Origin of the sequence: Aquirufa rosea, assembly GCF_004118285.1 — a bacterium.
Classification (GTDB): domain Bacteria; phylum Bacteroidota; class Bacteroidia; order Cytophagales; family Spirosomataceae; genus Aquirufa; species Aquirufa rosea.
On sequence record NZ_SDHY01000045.1, the window covers coordinates 1 to 255 of the forward strand.

Sequence of the window (255 nt, forward strand, 5' to 3'; positions counted from 1 at the left end):
CCTTCACGGGCACGAATAGCTTGACGGCACAAGATGCTTATGGTAACACGGTGACTAGCTTCAATGCTTCAACGAACAATGTAACGGTAAGCACAAGCTTAACAGGAAGCATCAGTGGCTTATCAGGCACGAATAAATTAACTAATGCGGCTGATTTCACCAATGGTGTAGCGAATTTGACAAGCTTAGGCTTAACCTTCACGGGAACTTCGGGTGACGGAACATTCACCTTTACACCAGCCACAGGAACAGCGG

1 protein-coding gene is annotated in these 255 nt (G+C 47.1%); it reads left to right on the forward strand.

Features of this window, described 5'->3' with window-relative positions; translation table 11 throughout:
* Positions 1 to 255 (forward strand): hypothetical protein (locus tag ESB04_RS12515; protein WP_164969678.1); only part of this gene is annotated, 255 nt, incomplete at both ends.